Source organism: Enhygromyxa salina (assembly GCF_002994635.1).
Taxonomy (GTDB): domain Bacteria; phylum Myxococcota_A; class Polyangia; order Nannocystales; family Nannocystaceae; genus Plesiocystis; species Plesiocystis salina_B.
On record NZ_PVNL01000080.1, the window covers coordinates 1 to 18567 of the forward strand.

The 18567-nt window shown below is 69.6% G+C and carries 13 protein-coding genes; 4 read left to right on the forward strand and 9 right to left on the reverse strand.

What is annotated here, in order from left to right; translation table 11 throughout:
• The 7 genes from ENSA7_RS20710 to ENSA7_RS20740 form a co-directional block, all read right to left on the reverse strand.
• On the reverse strand, nucleotides 1-577 hold a 577-nt coding region (locus ENSA7_RS20710; RefSeq protein WP_146157934.1), incomplete at its 3' end, for a glycosyltransferase.
• Nucleotides 578-748: 171 nt separating this feature from the next.
• Nucleotides 749-1903: an STM4014 family protein gene (locus ENSA7_RS20715; protein ID WP_106091049.1), complete on the reverse strand. Its 1155-nt coding sequence runs from the start codon at nucleotides 1901-1903 to the stop codon at nucleotides 749-751.
• Complete coding sequence (locus tag ENSA7_RS20720; RefSeq protein WP_106091050.1) at nucleotides 1896-3290, reverse strand: WGR domain-containing protein; 1395 nt, start codon at nucleotides 3288-3290, stop codon at nucleotides 1896-1898. Before ENSA7_RS20720 ends, ENSA7_RS20715 begins: the two co-directional genes overlap by 8 nt.
• Before the next feature lie 45 nt (nucleotides 3291-3335).
• A complete protein-coding gene (locus ENSA7_RS20725) occupies nucleotides 3336-6944 on the reverse strand; it encodes an NHL repeat-containing protein (protein ID WP_146157935.1) in 3609 nt (1202 codons plus the stop codon).
• A gap of 6 nt (nucleotides 6945-6950) precedes the next feature.
• Nucleotides 6951-8396 carry an MBOAT family O-acyltransferase gene (locus tag ENSA7_RS20730; RefSeq protein WP_106091052.1) on the reverse strand — a complete coding sequence of 482 codons (1446 nt, stop codon included), beginning with the start codon at nucleotides 8394-8396 and terminating at the stop codon, nucleotides 6951-6953.
• 116 nt (nucleotides 8397-8512) lie between these two features.
• Nucleotides 8513-9355 (reverse strand): hypothetical protein, encoded by an 843-nt coding sequence (locus tag ENSA7_RS20735; RefSeq protein ID WP_106091053.1) that lies wholly within the window; start codon nucleotides 9353-9355, stop codon nucleotides 8513-8515.
• Between the two features lie 147 nt (nucleotides 9356-9502).
• Nucleotides 9503-10027 (reverse strand): hypothetical protein, encoded by a 525-nt coding sequence (locus tag ENSA7_RS20740; protein WP_106091054.1) that lies wholly within the window; start codon nucleotides 10025-10027, stop codon nucleotides 9503-9505.
• A gap of 418 nt (nucleotides 10028-10445) precedes the next feature.
• Here ENSA7_RS20740 and ENSA7_RS20745 point away from each other — a divergent pair, with 418 nt between their 5' ends.
• Genes ENSA7_RS20745 through ENSA7_RS20755 form a run of 3 tightly spaced genes read left to right on the forward strand, consistent with a single transcriptional unit; the run spans nucleotide 10446 to nucleotide 14080 of the window.
• The gene (locus tag ENSA7_RS20745; protein ID WP_146157936.1) at nucleotides 10446-11342 is read left to right on the forward strand and encodes a YHYH protein; all 897 of its coding nucleotides are present in this window, start codon (nucleotides 10446-10448) and stop codon (nucleotides 11340-11342) included.
• A 21-nt stretch (nucleotides 11343-11363) separates the two neighbouring features.
• Nucleotides 11364-12728 (forward strand): sensor histidine kinase, encoded by a 1365-nt coding sequence (locus tag ENSA7_RS20750; RefSeq protein ID WP_106091056.1) that lies wholly within the window; start codon nucleotides 11364-11366, stop codon nucleotides 12726-12728.
• Nucleotides 12725-14080, forward strand: a complete 1356-nt coding sequence (locus tag ENSA7_RS20755; protein WP_106091057.1) for a sigma-54-dependent transcriptional regulator — start codon at nucleotides 12725-12727, stop codon at nucleotides 14078-14080. The genes ENSA7_RS20750 and ENSA7_RS20755 overlap by 4 nt, the downstream gene beginning before the upstream one ends.
• 31 nt (nucleotides 14081-14111) lie before the next feature.
• Here ENSA7_RS20755 and ENSA7_RS20760 read toward each other — a convergent pair whose 3' ends face one another.
• Nucleotides 14112-14330 carry a hypothetical protein gene (locus ENSA7_RS20760; protein ID WP_106091058.1) on the reverse strand — a complete coding sequence of 73 codons (219 nt, stop codon included), beginning with the start codon at nucleotides 14328-14330 and terminating at the stop codon, nucleotides 14112-14114.
• Between the two features lie 140 nt (nucleotides 14331-14470).
• Between ENSA7_RS20760 and ENSA7_RS20765 the strand changes: the two genes are divergently transcribed.
• Complete coding sequence (locus ENSA7_RS20765) at nucleotides 14471-14962, forward strand: histone H3 family protein (protein WP_106091059.1); 492 nt, start codon at nucleotides 14471-14473, stop codon at nucleotides 14960-14962.
• A gap of 14 nt (nucleotides 14963-14976) precedes the next feature.
• Here the strand turns inward: ENSA7_RS20765 and ENSA7_RS20770 are convergent, their stop codons facing one another.
• The gene (locus tag ENSA7_RS20770) at nucleotides 14977-18552 is read right to left on the reverse strand and encodes an ATP-binding protein (protein WP_106091060.1); all 3576 of its coding nucleotides are present in this window, start codon (nucleotides 18550-18552) and stop codon (nucleotides 14977-14979) included.
• Between the last annotated feature and the right edge of the window lie 15 nt (nucleotides 18553-18567).

An 18567-nucleotide genomic window follows, 5' to 3' on the forward strand; every position in this document is an offset into this window, starting at 1 on the left:
GCCCCGACCCATCCAAGTCCGGCGAAAACCGCTCGAGATCGACCCCACGCGGCGCCACGAAGATCCGATCCAGCCCCCGCCCCCACAGCTCCCGCGCGGCGCTGCGACTCCCCACCACCACCGCGTCCAAGCTCCCCAACCCCTGCTCCGTCCACCACCCGAGCGCCCGCGCACCCACGCTTGCGAGCCGACGATCCACACGCCCAAGCTCGCGCCGCACCAGCGCCCCGGCCACGTCCGCCTGCCACGCCCCGATCAACGCCGGGCGCGGCGCCAGCCGAAACCCCGACATGTGCACCAGCGCCGGCATCAACGCCGGAGACCCGCACACGATCACCGACGGTCGATGCAGCTGAACCAGCGCCCGCAGCCGCGCCGCCGACCCCAACACCCGCTGCTCCGCGTTTCCAACACGCCGCCCCTCGACATGCTCGATCAGCAGCTCGCGCCCATGCGCCTGCGTCCACGTCCCCTCCCCGGGCCTGACGATCACCCAGCGAACCCGCCCCGCGCCCGCGCGCTGCCGTTCGCTCGCGCGCGGGTCAACGAAGTTACTGACCTCGAGGATCGTGAGCACTTGTCAACCCTGCCACGTCACGCGGACCCATGACAGTTCGCTGCCCAAGGTGAACCAGTCTACGAATGGCGCCTGCAAGCGGGTCAGAAGCCTGACCCGAGCTGAAGACACCCAAACCAACGCCCAATCAAGCGCCGCCCCAGCGCGAACACCACAAACCCAATCCCCAGCTCAGCGCGCGAGCGCGTCGATCTCCCACGCGTACACGCTCTTCCCCCCACGCGTGAGCCCAGGCAGCAGATCCCCAAACGCGTTGGCCTCGATGATCCGATGGCGCTCGAACCCCGGCTCGAGCAGCAGATCCACCCCAACGTGCAGGCACCCATGCGCCCCAAACACGCGCTCACAGCTGCGCATCGCGGCCGCCCACGCGGCCTCGGGCACCCGCCGCTTCAGCGCCTCTAGATCGCCCCGCTGCCCGCCAAGATGCAGATTCGTGATCGGGTGCCGGCTCTGGCGCACCACACAAAACGCCGGCTCCCCGGCGATCACCACGACCCGCAGATCAAATACCCGCTCGTCCAGCCGGGCCTTGGCTACGGCGCGCTCGATCTGCACCCCCTCACGCAGCAACCACCCGAGCAACCCATCGACCGCCTCGCGCTCGCGCAGCCGCTGCAAGCGCAGCGAGTTGAAGCGCCCATGCGGCGTGGTTGCGACCGTGGTCAACAGATCATCGCGCTGCCCCACGGGGCGCCTGGACGCGTAGCGATACAGCGCCAGACACGAGGCCGACGACGCGCAAGACACCTTCACGAACACGGCCGGCCAGCGCGCGGCGACCATCGCCTCACGCAGCTGCGCGGGCGTCTGAACCTTGGCCAGCCCGGGCAGCGCGTCGGGCACGGGGATCCCCAGCGCGGCGTAGCGACGCGAGGTCTCGCGCTTGTCGAACAGCACCCGCAGATCCGCGACCGGGTTGAGCACCCGCCAGCTCGGCCGCGCCGCGAACACCTCATCGAGCCGCTCGAGGTAGGCGATGAAGCCAGCGTGGTGCTGACGCGGCGCGACGATCTGCCCGAACCGCGGCGGCGCGGCGGCCAGCTGCGCTCGCGTCACCCGCTCACAACCACCGTCATCCGTCAGCACCTCAGCGCCGAGCTCGAGCAGCGCGCGCTCGACCTCGGGGTCCTCACCGCACGCGTCGATCCGGACCGCCAGCGGCTGATCCGGCACCGCCGCGAGCACGCCCGGATCGGCGACCAGCTCACGGTGTGACAGCAACATCGGAGCCGGCTGCCCAGCTCGCGCGAGCGCCTCGACAAACCCGGTGACCCGGCGATTGTCGAGGTTACCAATTATCAGCACCCGCAGCGGATCACTCACCGACCGAAGAGTAATACCGATCTTCGCCGTCGCCCCAGTCGTCTGGCTCACGCTGCTCGCCGATCATCACGACCTCGCCAAGCGCGGTACGCAGCTGCGCGCACAGATCATCGGGAATATAGTTATCGCTCAGATCCAAGCTGCGCAGCTTCGAGAACTTGTCCGCGTTGGCCAGGATCGCCCGGGCCCCGGGCTCGTGCATGGTCCCCATCGACAGATCCACGCTGGTCAGCTGCGCGAGCAGCTTGGACTTGGCCAGCGCGATCGCAATGTCATCTTGAAACTCGCTGTTCTGCAGGCCGAGGTGCTCGAGCTTGGGCAGCCCTGCGCCGCCAAACAGCCCGGTCAGCTGGCTGCACTTGCCGTTGCCACCGTACTCGTCCCGGCCAAACCACACCTCCATGCGGGTCAGCTGCGGGAGCTTGCAGCTGCCGACGCTGGCGACCGCGCCCGAGGGCAGCCCGCCGGTCTCGATCGTCAGCCACTCGAGGGTCGGGTGATCGAGCACGCCAAGCTTGATCTCGGCGCCCCGCAGCCGCAGCGAGCGCAGCCGCGGGACCACGGGCAAGACCTTGGCGACGTTGCCGACGGCGACCCAGCTGATCTCGTTCTCGTCGGGATACTCGAAGTCACCGATGAACAGCGCGCGCAGGTTCTCGAGCTTGCCGACCTTGGTGATCGCCTCGATGCCCTTGGCCAGCGACACCGGATACTCGTGATCGAGCATCCCAATGTCGAGCTCGCGCAGCAGCCGGGCCGCGGGCGACTTGACCAGGGCCGCGAGCACGGTATTCGGCGCGGTGCCGCTCCAGTCGTACTCGGGCGTCTTGACCGTCGCGGTCACGATCGGCCCAAATGGCGCGCTCACGTCGGCGACCTCGGCGAAGTCCTTCTTCATCAGCGCGACGAGAGCCTTTCCGTACAGCGCCTCGGCGTGGTCGGCCTCGTAGCTGGTGATCGTCTTGGTCAGCTTGGTCTTGGTCGCGCCCTTGGCCCGCTCGCGCTGCAAGCCCAGGCTGATCCGCTCGCCCCACGGGTCGCCCTGCGCCTGCAGCCAGTCGGCGTAGACCTGCCAGGCGCCGAGGTCCTCGGGCGCGTCGGCGATCGCGGCCTCGAGCTCGCTGTTGCGGGCGCCCGCGGGCGCGGTCTTGGCCTCGGCGCTGGCTTGTGTCTTGGCGTCGACCTCGACCTCGGCGTAGCCCTTCTTGGTCTTGGACTTGATGATCTTCTCACCTTCGGCCTCGGCCTTGACGCTCGACGCGAAGGTCTTGGTCTGGACCTGACCATCAGTGCCGAACTTGCCATAGCGGACGGTGAAGGCGTCGCCCTCGATCTCGATCTCCCAAAACTTGTGCGACTTGGCGTCTTTGTACTCGAACCGGCGCATGCCGCAATCAAGCCACAAGCGCACGCGCCAGGCCAGCCAAATGCGTCAGGGTGCCGCTGCGCGGCCCAGAAACTCGGCGAGCGTCGCCGCCTTGAACGTCTCGCTCCACCTGGTGGTCGCCGACTCGAGCACGCCCTCGCCGTATTCGTCGTAGTTGTCGAACTCGACCAGCGTCACGGTGATCTTCGAGGCGAGCTGACCGTAGGCCTCACCGTCGAGCACACCGACGACGACGGCGGCGGCGATTCGATCGAGCTCGGCCTCGCTGCGCCCGAGCTTGGCGAACCCGGCCAGATCGACGAACACCTGGACGTGCCCGGCGTCGTAGGTCTGCTGCAGGTACGTGGGCGCGACCTCGGGCAGCGCGCTGGTGTCGAGCTCGAGGCCCTCGAACGCGTCCGCCAGCCGCTTGCCTCGCTTGGTCCCGCGCTCGAGCGGCCGGCGGTGGGCCGGCTCGCGCCCGGCGAGGAACCGGCTGATCCGCGGGTAGCTGAGCTGCGCCAGCACTTCGGCGGTGCGATCGATCGCGTAGGGTGCCCCGTGGTGCTCGGAGTGGCCCCACGGCTGGGTCCCCCACGGCGACTCGACCAACAGATCACGCAGCATTCGATCGGTGGGCTCGAGCACCAAGAATCCGAGCATGCGCCCGGCGTCGAGCAACTCGTGGGTCGACGCCGCGCTGGCCCGCAGGCCGTCGCGGCCGTCAGCGTCGAGCGCGGAGTTGTCGAACAGGATCACCAGCGCGCCCGACTTGCTGGCCAGGCGCTCGAGTCGAGACAGCTGCGCGAGCCAGTCCTTGCGCTTGGGCGTGTCACGCAAGAACCGGCCGCGGTGATCGTTGATCTCGACGAAGATCACGTCGAACCCGACCCCCGCCGAGATCAACTTGTCGATCATGCCGACCTCGCTCTTCAGTGAGGCCGAAGGCGCAGTCCGCTGAAACAGGTCGAGGCGCAGGTTGTCGCGGTAGCCGAGCTCGCGCTGCAGCTCGAGCTCGAGCCGGCGACCGAGCGAGTAATTGCCGATCCGATCGACGAGGGTCGTGAGCGACGATCCGACCATGACGCCCAAGTACGGCCCGGCGCGGGTGAAGGGATCGAAGCGCTCGTCAAAGTAGCGGTCAGGCCGATAGGCGTTGAGCGCTGCGTCGGGGGCGACGTTGGCGATCGTGTCATAGAGCTCGACCTTCGCCCACAGACCGTTGCGGTTGCCGAACTTGATCAGCCCGAGCAGACCGTCGGACAAGCGGAACAGCCGTGAACGATCGCGCTCGATCCAGATCAGCGAGGCGTCGTTCTGCGCGACGACGTAGCTGCCGCGGTGGAAGTACGACACGACGGCGTTGGCCCGGGCGTTCCACAGCGAGTAGGCCTCGCCGTGCGGGATCGGCTTGACCCACGGGTAGATCTGGCCGGCCTCGAGGTCGAACAAGCGCAGGTGCACGCGCTCGCTCAGCTCTCGCTCGATCCGTGGGTCGGCCTTCTTGGGCGCGATCGGGTGCTCGTCGGCGATCAGCAAGCCGCCGTAGCGCTCGACCCAGCGCAGATCGCTGATCGCCGCGAGCCCGAGCTGATCGAAGTCGAACGGAAAGGTCTCGCGATCCTCCCACGGCAACAGCGACGCGCTGGTGTTGGCGAACGCGAGCTGCGGATCGTCGACCAGCGCGGCGCCGTCGTCGGTCAGCTTGGCCTCCCAGATCCGCTGGTGCTGATCCGAGAAGAACAGCCGGCCACCCGGCGCGACGTCGAACCGGTGCGGCCGAGCGAGCTGCGGCGGGGGCTCGACGGGCGCCAGCTTGGCCGGCGTCGCTTCGGCCGACGTCGCGTCAACGGGCGCCGCTTCGGCCGACGTCGCTTCGGCCGACGTCGGCTCGGGCTCCAGCTGAGCAGCTCCAGCCTGCGCCCATGCGGGCGCCAAGAACGGGGCGAGCAGCTCGCTGGCCTCCCCGGCGACGCTCGCGGGAGAACCGACCGCGACCTCGAGCCCGACACCGAGCAAGCGCCCGTCGTCGCACAGCAGGTAGAGCATCCCCTCGCTGGCCCGGAGCCGCCGATACGCCGAGCAGTGCGGCCCCTCCCAGGTCAGGGTGCGCACGCGGCCGTGGTCGACCCGCTTGGCATGCTCGACGATCCTCACCCGCTCGCGCCGAAGCCCGTCGATGAACACCACCGCGTCGCCGATGATCGTGGGGTGCCGCGGCCGGTACAGGGTCGCGGCGCGAGTGCTCGACCCATCCAGACTCCCGCGCTTGCCGGGCTGGCCCGCGAGCGGCTCGACCACCCGCATGTGCCCGCGCAGCTGCCGAAGCATGTGGTTTTGGGTGTCGGCGACGACGATCCAGCTGGCGTCGTCGCTGGCGTCGATCCCATCGGGCGTGTCGAACAGCGCCTGCCAGGCGGCGCCCTCGGCGTAGCCCTGGTCGACCCGCGAGACCAGGGTCTGATCGAAGTCCTCGGCGACGACCATCGCGGCCTCGGGCGGGCGGCTGCGCATCGGGGCCGACAGCTCATGAAGCAGGTTGAGGGCCAGCAAGCGGTTGCCGCTGGGCCACAGGTGGCAGTGATCGATGAACAGATCGTCGACGAACAGCGGGTGATCCAGATCGACGAAGCGCAGCCGCGAGTCGGCGAGCTCGTGCACGAGGGCGCCGATCTGGCTGTGCAGCGCGCCGAGCTGGGGCCCGGGGGTCGCCTGCTCGGCGAACGCGTCGGCCAGCGGGGTCACGAAGATCAGCGCACGTCGCCCGCGATCGTGCAGGCGCGCCAGGGTCCGGCGCAGCGCGTCGACCTGGGCGCTCGCGCCACCCGCTGGACTGAGCGTCGCCGACCGGTAGTGCTCGAGCACCCGACCGGCGGCCTGGGCCTGCGCGTGCACGAGGGCGGCGTCGACCTCACCCGCGTCGGCGCGCTCGGACACGCGGGGCACCGCCAGGCCGTAGACCTCGTCGAGCCGCGGCCGCTCACCGAGCGCGACGCGACGACGGTGGACCGGCGCGCTGTCGAGCAGCACGTCATCGATCCAGCCGGCCCCCTCGGCCAACCCGCGCCAGGCGTAGTCCAAGGTCCCGCCAGATCCTGCCGCGAGCGTGGGCGCGAGCTCGCACAGGACCTCGCGCGAGCAGGTGTGCTGCTCGGCGTAGGCCGCCGAGAAATAACGGAGGTTGAGCTCGAGCACGACCTCGACGCGGCCCTCGGGGTCGACGCGATCGAGCTCGGCGACGACGTGCTCGATGTCGATCGGCAGCATTCCATCGAGGGCGATCTGATGCAGCCCGAGCTCGGTCTCGGCGGCCAGCTCCGCGGCCATGTGGTCGATCACCCGCTGCCGCTCCCAGCCCTGCACGTGGCCGGCCATGACGTCGCCCGCGATCACCGAGTCGCCGATCAGCAAGACCGAGCGGCCCGGATCATCGGCGGCCATCCGCAAGACCCGTCGTAGCCCGCGGCGGTCCTCGGGCGTGGGGGTGTTGTCGGCCGGGGTCATGCCGTGACCGAGGACCAGATCAAACAGGAACAAGAGCGCGATCACGGTGAAGATCCGCGTCCACGGCGAGCTGGATCCGCCGCCCGAACCCTCGCCCGCGTCCACGACCTCACCACGTCGCCAGTGCACCTCGCTCGAGGGCTGCTTGCGTGTGCGTGGGGGCTGGCTCATGGCGGGCTAGAACTGGAAGTAGATGAAGGCTGGACCCTCGGCGAGGCCCAGCAGCAAGGTTGCGACGATCAGCGCGCTGGCGAACACCGAGGCCGTGGTCGGCGAGCTCCAGACCCGCTCGAGCAGCGCGAACTTGCGATCGAAGTACGAGACCAGCACGAACCCGAAGGTGAACACGATGAACAGGGTCTGCTCGGTGCTGGGGCCGTGGCCAAAGCCGATCATGGCGAGCGCGAGGTCCTTGGCGATCCCCACGGTGATCTCGCCAAACTGACGCATGTCGGCGGCGCGAAACAAGATCCAGCCGATCACGACGAGGTGAAAATTGACGAACCAGGCGATCAGCGCGCCGAGCCAGGCGACCCTTCCCTTGGGCAGCAGCCTGGCGAAGCGATCACCGAGCTGGGCGTTGATCAACAGCAGCAGGCCATGAAACAGGCCCCAGACCACGAAGGTCCACGCGGCCCCGTGCCACAGCCCCGACAAGAACATGGTGATCGTCAGGTTGATGAGCGTGCGCCGCTTGCCCTGCTTGTTGCCGCCGAGGGGAATGTAGACGTAGTCGCGAAACCAGTTCGACAGCGAGATGTGCCAGCGCCGCCAGAACGCGCCGATGTTGGTGGTCAGGTAGGGCTGGTCGAAGTTGACCATCAAGTCGACGCCGAAGATCCGGGCCGAGCCCCGGGCGATCTCGCTGTAGGCCGAGAAGTCGCAGTAGATCTGCAGGGTGAACGCGTAGGTCGCGATCAACGCGCTCCAGCCGTCGTACTGGCCGGGGTTTTGATAGATCTGGTCACACAGCAGCCCGCAGTGATCGGCGATCACGGCCTTCTTGAACACGCCCCAGACAATCATCTGGCCGCCGCTCACCAGGTTCTGGACGCGAAACGGGCGGGTCGCGGCCTGGTCGAACTGGACCAGCAAGTGCCCGGCCCGCTCGATCGGGCCGGCGATCAGCTGGGGGAAGAAGCTGACGTACAAGAAGAAGCGCAAGAACGAGTCCGTCGGCCGGAGCTTCCGGCGATAGACGTCGATCGTGTAGGACATGGTCTGGAACGTGTAGAAGCTGATCCCGGGGGGCAGGACCACGTCGATGAAGCTGGCTTCATCGCCCAGCCCAAACAGCTCGTGCACGTTGTCGAGGAAAAAATTGGCGTACTTGAAGTAGCCGAGCAGCCCCAGGTTGACGGCCAGGCTGACCGCCAAGATCAGCTTGCGGCGGCGTGCTCGATCGTCGCCGTGGTCGGGCCCCTCGCGCCCGAGCAGCCGCCCAGCCGTGTAGTCGATGACCGCGGAGATCACGATCAGGCTGACCAGCGGCACGTTCCAGGCCGCGTAGAACACCAAGCTGGCGGCGATCAGGATGACCAGCCGCGCGCGGTACCCAGCCCCAAAGAACAGCAAGCTCGCGACGAGCAGCAAGAGCAGGTACTCGAGCGAGTTGAACTCCACGGCTGGCCTTGGTGTGGTCCGGGTGCTGCGACCCAGGGACGTCGCGCGCGGACCTTATCAGGCGATCGACGGGGGTTCCAGACCGCGCGGACGGACCCGTCGGCGAGGCGGTTCGCTCAACCTTCGGACGCGCGAGCGTCGCCCGGTTCGACGGTGACGCTGGTCCCCCGCGCCAGGTTGCCGAGGACGGTCCACCCGGCGTCGTCGGCCGGGTCGAGCTCGAAGTCGACGCCGTCAAACATGGCGTCGAGCGGGCGACGGATGACCAGGTCGACGCGCGAGCGATCGCCCGCGTCCCAGTCGGCGTCGAGCTCGAGCTCGAGGATCTTCCCGTAGGCCTGGTCACTGCGGATGACAAACGTCCCCGCCCCGCGCGAGGGATGCGTCCAGCTGCCGATGATCAGCACGCTGGCCCCCCCGAGCTCGAGCGCTCGTGCGTGCTCGTCGAGCTCGCGCTCGGCCTGCTCGACGCCCGCACTGAGCACGCTGAGCGGGGCCAGCAGATAGTGGGCAGCGCAGTAGCGGGCGCCGTCGAGCTCGCGCGCCTCCCCACGCGCGACGCCCAGCTCGGTCAGCGACTCGACGAGGTCGAACACCTCGGCCGAGAGATCGTCGACGCCGCTCGCGTGGCCGCGGGCAACCAGCCCGGGCGTGGCCACAGCCAGGCCAGCGTCGGCGACCCGGGCGTCGGCGCACTGGACCAAGCTCGCCCCCCAGCTGCCGATCCAGCCGGCCTCGACGGTGACCGTGAAGCCGAGATCGTTGACGCCTGTCCAGCCGCTGGCGAGCGGCTGCGCGTCGCCAGGCGCCCAGTCGAGCACCCAGGTCGCGGAGCTGGGCGCGACCGAGGAGGTGGACGGGGCGACCGGGTCCTCGCCAAGCCCCTCGTCAGCATCGCAACCGAGCACCAGCTGCAGGCACGCACACACCAGGACGACGGGACACCGCGAGGACGACACGCCTGACCACAAAGCACAAGTCGTGCCACCCGCGAAGCTCGCAGCCGCGCCCGAGCCAGGCAAGCGTCCGGACCCGAGCTCGAGAGCCCGACGTCGCGAGGCGCAGCGCAGCCGGGCGCGGCAATATTTGTTAGATCAAGCGCAAGTTCAAGCCACGTCGAACGACCAAAACCCGCGATCGAGGTATTGGCCAACGTCATGCCAGTCAGCTTGAAACAGCATGGTATTGCCCTGATAGGTCGATTTCTCGATGTTTCTGGGGATGGGCATCGAGAATTTCAGGTGCACGGTCGAGAGTGGGTCGATCTGCTGACCCGGAAACCGTGGCGCGCTGAGGTTGGCAAACCGGCGATCACGAGCGCTCACGGCCTCCCCCACGCTGGTCACGAAATTGGCGGGGCCCACGTAGGCGTAGCCGTACAGCCAGGTCGCCTCCACGCTGTCGGGGTTGTGCACGCCGAAGGTGTAGCTGACGGCCCCACCGGGCGAGGCCTCGCTGTTCCAGGCCTGGAAGATGATCATCGGCGCGTGGGCCCGGGCGTACTTGCGGACCAGCATGCCTTCGTCGACGGCGGTGAAGTTGAGCTGCTTGCGGTCGGCGTCGGCCCGAACGAGCTCGATCTCATCGAGGACCTTGCGGATGTTCTTGAGGAGCACCTTGGAGTTCGGCATGGCTCGGATTTCTATACACAGAGCAGGAGTGAGACGGTTCGCGTTCAGACACTGACCCCGCTCGTGCATCGCGCAAGCTGCAAGGCGTGCGCCCACGGGCGTGTGGCAGCGTGTCTTCGCTCGCGAGGAACGCCCGCCACCCGGCCCAACTCAGCCCGAATCGCTGTTCGGCTGGCGAGTCCTCAGGCGGCGCAGCGCGTGTTCGCGTGATTTATGCGCACACTCTCTCGAACATGCCCCGAATATCACCATTGGCGATCGCGATCGGGGCACGCCATGTCACGTGTCGATCCGGGCATGCGGAGTCGGCACGCTCGACTGCGAGTCTCGCATCCGCGTGCATGGTACCTGGCCAGAACAAGCGACCACCGCGGTGGTACGCGACTTGCTTTGCCGCAGCTGCGTGACCTGCAAGTCCATGCTCGCCCCTGCCCTGTGCCTGCTCTCGATCACCGCGTGCTCGCTCGACAGCGAGGCGACCGACGCCGCTGACGATGGCTGGGAGACCGGCAGCGCGACCGACACGAGCACCGACGACTCGACCAGCGACACCAGCGACACCGACTCGGGCGACGACTGTCCAGCCGAGGACTTCCCGCCGGTCAGCCCCGATCCAGCCAACGACGCGTACGCGGATCCCTACCTCGCGGTCCACTGCGAGGGTGACGAGGTCATCGTCGAGTCCAACGGAATCCCCGGCTACGAGTTCGTCGAGCTGACGCCCAACCCCCTCGAGGAGCAGGACTGGACCTGGCGGTTCCCGCAGTTCCCCAGTGTCGCGGCCCAGACCAGCGAGATCCCGCTGCTGGGGCCGGTCGGCGCCGCCGTCAACGGTCTGCCGTTTTATGGGCCCAACGAAGGGCCGTTCCCAGACCCATTTGGCGACCCGGTCTACAACATGATCGTCGATTTTTGCGGGGGCCACACGGCCAACGCCGGGGACTACCACTACCACACGCTGCTGATCGAGTGTCTGACCCAGGAGGTCGGTCCGGATCAGCCCTCGCCCGTGGTCGGCTACAGCTTCGACGGGTTTCCGATCCACGGCGCCGTCGGCTGCGTCGACGCGGACTGCAGCGAGGTCGTCGAGTATCGGTCGGGCTGGGTGCAGACGGGCGATCCCACGACCAACGCGTGGGACAACTACGCCTATCAACCCAGCGCCGATCCCAGCGTGCTCGACCGCTGCAACGGCCACGTCGGACCCGGCGGCGACTATCACTACCACGCGACCAGCGGGTTTCCCTACGTGCTCGGCTGCTACGCGGGCACCCCGACCCCCAACGCGGGGCCGATGCCCGGCGGCATGCCCTGAGCGAGGAACCCACGGTGTAGCATGGCTCCCTCGTTGTTCGAGACCACGACCCCGCGGCGCGCCCGGCCCTCGCAGCGAATTCGCGTGGGCTTCTTGGCGGTCGGGCTGAGCCTGGCGATCGTGCTGGTCAGCGTCACGCTGTCCTCTTTCCTGGGCGCGCGCGCGCTGTCCGAGGCGGTGACCCGCGGGCAGGCGGCTGTGATCCGCAGCGGGCTGTCCGACATCCAACACGGCTGGAAGCGCGACCCCACTCAGGCTGAGCTCGAGGCGGTCGTCGCCGAGCTCGAGCAGCTCGAGCAGCTCGAGCTCGGGATCCGCTACGTCGCCGTGCTGCACGCCGACGGCTCGGGTCCGCGGATCGGGACCCCCAGCCGCTCGCTCGACCCGGCGGAGCTGAAGGGCCTGGCCCACGATGAGGTCGTCGAGCTCGGTGAGGTCGTGATCGTGGTCGTGCCGCTCGCCCCGGGGGCACACCGTCACGGCGGACCTGGATTGGGTCCGCCCGAGCGTCGCGGTCCGCCTCCCGATCACCTCGGCCCGCCGCCAGCTCGCCCGGGTCCGCCCGGTCACTTGATTGTCGAGTTCGAGCCGATCATGCGGGCCGAGCTGCTCACGCGATCGCGGCGCGAGCTGGGCGTGGGCGTCACCGGAGCCGCCCTGATGCTGCTGGCCTCGCTGGGGTTCTGGCGGCTGTCGCACCAGGCCGAGCGCGCCGAGCAGCGGCTCGCGGCGCAGCGCCAGCTCGCGGCGCTCGGCGAGATGTCGGCCGTGCTCGCGCACGAGCTGCGCAACCCGCTGGCCTCGCTCAAGGGCCACGCGCAGCTGTTGGTCGAGCAGCTCGAGGGCTCCCCCGCACACCCCCGCGCCCAGCGGAAGGCCGAGCGGGTGGTCAGCGAGGCCCGCCGGCTCGAGGATCTGACCCACGGCCTGCTCGCGTTCGTCCGGGTCGGCGAGATCGTCCGCGAGAGGACCAGCCCGGTGGCGATCGTCGAGTCCGCGGCGATCGACCTCGACCGCGACCGGGTCCAGCTGATCACCTCGTCGGCCCCGCGCACCTGGCCACTCGATGGCCCCCGCATGCAGCAGGTCCTGGCCAACCTGATCGACAACGCGCTGCAGGCCGCCCCCGATCAACCGGTCGAGGTCGAGATCACCCAGGCCCATGGCATGCTCGAGTTCATGGTCCGTGATCGCGGCCCCGGAGTCCCAGCGGATCAGCGCGAGCAGATCTTCGCGCCCTTCCACACCACCCGCACGCGGGGGACCGGGCTCGGGCTCGCGGTCGCGCGGCGGATCGTCGAGCTCCACGCGGGCGAGATCACGGTCACCGACAACCCCGGCGGCGGGGCGGTCTTCACGGTTCGCGTCAGGACGGAGTCAGCATGAGCAGGATCTTGGTCGTCGATGACGAAGACGGCGTGCGCGAGTTCATGGCCGAGGCCCTCGAGGATCAGGGCTACGAGGTCGACCAGGCCAGCGACGGCGCCGCGGCGCTGGCCATGCTCGAGGCCGCGGCCTATCAGCTGCTGCTCACGGATCTCAAGATGCCGCACATCGGCGGCATGGAGCTGGTCCGGCGGATCCGCGCCGAGCAGCCCGAGCTCGGCGTGATCGTGCTTACCGCCCACGGCTCGGTCGCGGACGCGGTCGCGGCCATGAAGCTGGGGATCTTCGACTTTCTGCAAAAGCCGCTCGAGAGCCCCACGCAGCTGCGCCTGCTGGTCGCGCGCGCGCTCGAGCGGCAGCGGCTCGAGGCCCTGCGCGAGGCCACCCGCGAGCGCCCAGACGCCGACCCGCTCAGCTACGGAGATCCGATCATGGATCCGGTCGTCGGCGCCCTGCGCAAGGTCGCGGTCACCGACGCGACCGTGCTGCTCGAGGGCGAGAGCGGGACCGGCAAAGAGGTCGCGGCCCGGGCCGTGCACGCGTGGAGCCGCCGCGCCGACGGGCCCTTCATCGCGGTCAACTGCGCGGCGCTGTCGGCCAGCTTGCTCGAGAGCGAGCTGTTTGGCCACGAGAAGGGCGCGTTCACGGGCGCGGCCGCGCGCCGACGCGGTCGCATCGAGCTCGCCGCCGGGGGGACCTTCTTTCTCGATGAAGTCGGTGAGCTCGAGCTCGACCTCCAGGCCAAGCTGCTGCGGGTCCTGCAAGAGCGAGAGTTCGAGCGCGTCGGCGGCAACCAGACGATTCGCGCCGAGGTCCGCTGGATCGCGGCGACCAACTGTGACCTCGAGGCGATGATCGCAGCCGGCCGGTTTCGCGCGGATCTCTATCATCGGCTCGCGCTGTTCCCCGTGCACATGCCCGCGCTCCGGGAGCGTCGGCGCGACATCGTGCCGCTCGCCACTCGGCTGCTGCAGCGGATCGGCAGCGAGCTCGGTCGCCCGCAGCTGCGCCTGTCGAACGACGCCCACGACGTGCTCGAGGCCGCGAGCTGGCCCGGCAACGTACGCGAGCTGGCCAACACGCTCGAGCGCGCGGCGATCCTGGCCGACGGCGACGCGCTCGGCGGCGAGCTGCTGTTTGCGCTGCCCGGCCGGCCCCGGTCGGCGCGTGTCCAAGCCCGCGCCCACGCAGCGCTGGGTGACGGCGCGCCGCCGACCCTCGCCGAGCTCGAGCAGCAGGCGATCCTCGCCGCGCTCGAGCACCACGACGGCAACCGCCGCAAGGCCGCCGACGCGCTCGGGATCGGCCTGCGCACGCTCTACGACAAGCTCAAGCGCTACGAGCTGTCGTGACCCTCGCAGCGAGTATGATCAATGACGGCCGTCAGCCACCGAATGACATCGCGTCCGCGCTGTTGATCAGCTGCCCGTTGCGAAAATAGCGGGGGTGCTCCAGCAACAGCTCGACCCGGCGAGACAGCGGCAGCTCGCAGAATTCACGGAACGAGTAGCGCTGCTGGGCCTCGCCGTAGCCGCAGACGACCTCGTCGAAGGTGGGTGAGCTCAGGAACCTCGGCTTGGCGACCTTGCGTCCGATTACCATGGGTGTACCAACCTGGAAACAGGTTGCGACGATTCTGGCAGGCTTGCAACCCCGATCACCGGCTGCGAGCGAGTCGGAAACCCGGCCTGAGCTGGACCGAAGATCAACGCGCGCGCCGGACCTCCTGCTAGCATCGCCGCATGGCCCAGCCCTCCTCCTCGCCATGGCGAAACTGCAGCCGCTGCAAGAAGCCAATCGCGTTCGGCTCGACCTACTTGGTCTGCAGCGTCTCGACCTGCAACCGCGCGCGGACGGGCATGGTGTTCTGCAGCATGGAGTGCTGGGACGCCCACTTGCCGATCGCACGGCACCGAGAGGCGAGCGCCGAAGAGCTGACGGCGCCGGCCCGCGAGGGCGAGCCCGCAGCCAAGCCAGGCCCCGAACCCCAGCGAAAGTCTGGCAAGCGGCGAATCGCGCCAGTTCAGCGCCGCGACCCCAGCTTGCCGCGCGACGTGCTGGTGATCAGTAAAGCGTTCAAGGAGTACGTCCGAGCAGCAGGCGGCTGCAATACATCGGACGCGGTGATCGAGGTGCTGTCGGACAAGCTGCGCGACTGGGCCGATCGGGCGATCGATCGCGCCAAAGCCGACGGTCGCAAGACCGTGCTCGACCGCGACTTCATGCCGAAATAACGCGGGGTCGCGGGTCAGGGTCGCAGGGTGACGAGACCCTCGAGGCGCTGACTGGTCAGGCCCAGGCGGCTGTCTTCGTCCTCGCAGCCGATCTCGATCTGCTGGCCCCGCGCGGTCGGGCTCAGCCACGGCAGGAAGTAGACGCCACACTCGACCTCGTCGTGAAACCGGGCGAGGTCGCCCTCGCCGTGGAACAGCATCATCAGCGACCATCGACGAGGGAGCACCCGCAGCAGCTTGGCCAGGCCGCGAGCGAGGGTCGTGACCGTGAGCTCGTCCATGTTCTGCAGCGGATCGTCGAGCACCAGCAGCCCAATTGGGTTGTCGACACGCGGTGCACACAGCAAGAACAGCGCGAGCGTGAACGCGTTGAGCTGCGCGGTGTTCAGGCGCAGGTCCGCGCGCGCGCGGGCCTCGGGATCGTCGCCTCCGCGCAGCTCGCCAGTCTCGAGCCGCAGCCGAGACACGTCGCCGGTCTCGGCGTAGCGCAGGATCACGTCCTCGTAGGCCCAGCGCGCGGGGGTGAACAGCGCCAGCAGCTCGTTGAGCGCGTCGACCAGGCTGAGCGCGCGCTGATCCTTGGCCGAGAGCCGGGCGACGAAGCTGTCTTGGACCGCGGTGCCAACCGTGTGCGCGTGCACGCTGATCTCATGCGCCTGCCGCAGCCGCTCGATCAGGGCCAGGAGCCCGAGCTCGACCTCGGGCTCGGGTTTGCGCGCTGGCGGGGCTGGGCTCGGCTTCGGCTCGCGCAGGTTGGGTGAGTTCGCAGCTGGCGGGGCGGGTGCGGACGCGGCGACGCGCGACGGTCGAGGGCCGGACCGGGTCGTGACGGCACCGGGTGCGGGATGCTTCGCCAGTGGTGTTCGATCGCGCGTGAGCCGAGGGGAGGTCTCGCTAGGCGCAGCCGAGGGCCTGGACGGCGCGAGACCGCGACCCTGCAGATTCGGCGGCGCTTCGCCTGCGTCCTCGGGTTCATCGGCGTCATCGAGTGCATCGAAGCCGAGCACCAGGTCATCGAGCGCCAGCTCCTCGCTCGACGGCCCGTCCAAGTCCCAGTCGCGAGCCTGCTCGGCCGCGGTCGACGTGACCTCGACCTGTCGCTTGGCGTGTTGCTGGTGACGCAGGCTCGCCCACGCGTCTCGCAGCTCCCGCAGCGGCTCGAGCATGTTGGTCGCCGCCGCGCGGATCGGCGTGACCCATGACTGCGCGCCGATCATCGCGGACGCGAACGAGTGGGTCTCGCCGCGCTCGAGCGCCCCGCGGATCCGCGCGCCGAGCCCCGGACCGCGCTCGGCCGGATCCCACCACGCGCCGAAGCGATCGAGCTCCGCGACCTCCTCGTCGTCGAGCCGGACCCGCGCGGCCGCGACGGGCACGCTGTGCTTGCCCAGCTCGCCCTGGTCCGTGCGCCTCAGCGCGCGTCCGAGCTGCTCGCGGCGCTCGGCCCAGTGCCCGCGCACGCCGTCCAGATCGCGCAGGACCAGCGGCTCGACGTCGGCGAGCCCGCGCAGCAACCCCGCCGCCGCCCCGGCCTCGTCGAGTCGAGCCAGGCTCCAGCCTTCGGCGTGGGCCCGCTGCAGCGTGACGATGATCCGCCGCTGCTGATCCGCGAGGTCGATCAAGGCCGCGAGCTCCAGCCACTCGTCGAGCGCCTCGGCGTAGCTGGCCTCGGTGTCGAAGCCGGCGTCCTCCCCCTCCTGCCACCACCGCCCGACCCGGCCGAGCGTCCGCAGCACCGACTCGACGCCGCGCACCCGCTGGGGCAGATCGGCGGCCAGCTGGGTGAACGCGAGCTCGAGCGCGTCCCACAGCGGCGCGTCGGCGGCGACGTGGCCGTGGGTCGCAAGCGCGGTGTCGAGCTGCGCGAGCGCGTCGAGCTGACCGAGCAGCGGCCGCAGCTGGGCGCGTGGGATCGGCAGGATCGCGTCGACGAGATCGGCGTCGAGGCGAGCCTCGGCCAGCGACGCGAGCCGCTCGACGGCGACCTCGTGCAGGTCCTGCCGCTCGCGGCGGTGGCCCTCGAGCCAGGCTCGCACCCGCGCGGGCAGGCGGGCGAGCGCGGCCTCGGCCTCGTCCATGGCGTGGCGCCAGCGCTCGCGGACCGCGGCCTCGTCCGCGAAGAAGGCCGCGAGCAGCTCGGCGGCCCGATCGACGTCGCTGGCCCGGGCCAGCCGGTCCATGACGGTCTGATCGAGCCGAAACGAGGCCGCCCGGGTCCCGGGCGCGAGCGGGCGGTCCGGCCGACCCGGGCCACGCAGCTCGAGGGTCAGCGGCGCGGCCTCGGCCCCGCGCAGCACGATCCGCGCGGGCGTCGACGACCAGCGATTGCGGACCACGTGCTCGTAGTCCTCGACCCCCGACAGCCGCTCGATCGACCCGGTGATCATGAGCTCGAGCGCCTCGACCAGCGACGACTTGCCCGAGCCGTTGTGGCCGTGCAGCAGGTGCAGGCGGGCGCCCTGGTTGAGCGACAGGGTCCGGCGCCCCGGCAGTCGGTACTCGTCGAGCTCGATCGACTGCAGCCGCCCAAAGCTGGCCGGCTCGGCAGCGGCCGCAGCGGTTTGGGGTTGACGCTGCTCGAGCGCCGCAAACCAGCTCCTGGAGTCGCGCAGCAGCCACGAGAACGCCCGGCGCAGCTGGTCCGGGGCGAACGCCTCGGTCGTGGGCCCGTGGGCCGCGAGCACGTTGATCCCGATCGCGTGGAGGCAGTCGGTCTGCAGGGCCAGGTCACGCAGGATCTCACCGATCTCGAACAACAGGTCGACCTGCCCGTCGCCGTCCCAGTCGCGCTCGCGATAGACCAACACCAGCTCGACGCTGATGATGTGCTGGTCGCGGTCGGGGTGCTGCTCGCGGGCCGTGAGCAGCAGGTGGCGCAGGTAGGTCGCGCGGTCGACGTGACGGCTCACCTGGTCGCGGATCGCCGCGGGCTCGTCGGCGTCGACGACCTGGACCATCGCGAGGGTGCACAAGCCCGGGTCGTGGATCAGGAGGTCGACCTCGGGCTCGAAGTGCCCGCAAAACCGCAGCTTGGGCTTGCGCAGGTACATCACTGGACCGGCCGAGGACATCAGCCCCAACCCCGCCGAGCCCAGTCCCGCCACGCCCAGTCCCGCCGAGCCCAGTCCCGCCGAGCCCAGTCCCGCCGAGCCCAGTCCCGCCGCGCCCAGTCCCGCCACGCCCACGCCGCCCCAGCCGAGCCCTTCCCAAAACCCAGGGTGACGCGCGAGCTCGAGCGACTCGGCGCTGACGAAGACCTCGGCGGCCAGCCGGGCCAGCGCGCGCTCGGGGTCTCGCTCGCGCTTGTGCCAGCCGTCGATCAGCGCGGCGATCTGCACGGTCTCGCGCTCGCGCTCGCGGGCCTGCTCCAGCGCGTCCAGCAGCGTGCCGTGGTCGGCGTCCCTGACCACGCTGCGCGCGGTCGTGGCCGCGTGGACCTGCTCGCGCGCGGTCTCGAGGGTCGCGGGATCCAGCAGGGTCCGCGCCCGCTCGAGCGCCGAGCACAGCCCAAATTGCTCGACCAACACGCGCTCGAGATCATCGAGAAGCTGGGTTCGATCGTCGGATGGCGCGGGCGTGGTCGCTGGCATGACTGAAGCGGTTCT